Below are 1,241 nucleotides of genomic sequence, written 5' to 3'. Positions count from 1 at the left end.
ACCAAAAGGAAGTGATGGTACAAGAGTAACCGCCCGTGCCAAAGGCAAAGTAGAACGGCCATTTCGCAGCGTCAAAGAAATGCACGAAACCCTCTACCACCTACACGCACCAGAGACAGAAAAAGAAGCAAACGCTTGGTTAATGCGATTCCTACTTTACCTAAAAATGTCGGATGAATGCCCCCGTTACAGCACAGCTTAACGGGGGATGAAATCCCACCAACTAACTCAGACACGAAGTAGCATTTTAATCCTAAATTTTCTGGGTAAGTTGTGATACAATTAAGAACACCCAAGGTCGAGGGAAATAGCAATGTTGGTCGTAGAAGCCAAATTAAAAAACGGCACTCCAGAACAATATCATTTATTAGATGAAGCCATTATAACGGCGCAATTTGTGAGAAACAAATGTGTCAGATATTGGATGGATAACAAAGGGACTACAAGGAATGACCTACAGAAACTTTGTGCCGTTTTAGCGAAGGATTCTACAACACCTTGGGTAAATAAACTAAATTCACAAGCACGACAATCAAGTGCAGATCGAGCATGGCAGTCCATAGCTCGGTTTTCTGCTAATTGTCGAGATTCATCAGCTAAGAAGAAAGGTTCTCCAAAGTTCAAAAAGTACAGTAGGTCAGTAGAATACAAAACTACTGGATATAAACTTTCTGATGACAGGAAACAAATTACCTTCACCGATGGATTTAAAGCAGGTGTATTTGATTTGTGGTGCAGTCAAAAGACATTAGTCTACTACGCTCTCGCGCAAATTAAGCGATTAAGAGTAGTGAAACGAGCCGATGGCTACTACTGTCAATTTGTGATTGACCATGAACGAGAAGAGAAGCACGAATTTACTGGTTCTGTGGTGGGAATCGATTTAGGACTTAAGGAGTTCTATACAGATTCCAATAGAAAGACAGTAGAAAATCCCCGGTTTTTCCGCCGAACAGAAAAGCGCTTAAGAAAAGCCCAAAGGAGACTATCTAAACGCCATAAAAAAGGTCAAAAACAATCAGCTAACTATTCCCGGCAACGGCAAAAGGTTGCCTTATTACACTTAAAAGTTTCTCGACAACTGTCGCGTAACACATTAGATAACCTCGTTAACAAATTAAATGTCCGGGAGAAGTTCAGGCTAGAAACGTTGCGGAATGAGGATTGTAGAGATGGGAGAGGGAAGAGGCAAAATTAACAGAATAAGTGTCCGAAAATTAGTAGAATAAATTAACGCAGTA

2 pseudogenes are annotated in these 1,241 nt (G+C 40.9%); both read left to right on the top strand.

Annotated features, from left to right (window positions below):
* Positions 1–175: pseudogene (locus ACE1CC_RS27140) on the top strand (IS481 family transposase); the annotation flags it as partial.
* A 138-nt stretch (positions 176–313) separates the two neighbouring features.
* Positions 314–1,085, top strand: a pseudogene (locus ACE1CC_RS27135) (RNA-guided endonuclease InsQ/TnpB family protein); the annotation flags it as partial.
* Positions 1,086–1,241: the final 156 nt, after the last annotated feature.

The sequence above is a fragment of the Floridaenema aerugineum BLCC-F46 genome (assembly GCF_041929345.1).
GTDB lineage: Bacteria > Cyanobacteriota > Cyanobacteriia > Cyanobacteriales > Aerosakkonemataceae > Floridanema > Floridanema aerugineum.
This window is presented reverse-complemented; position numbering and strand designations above follow the sequence as displayed.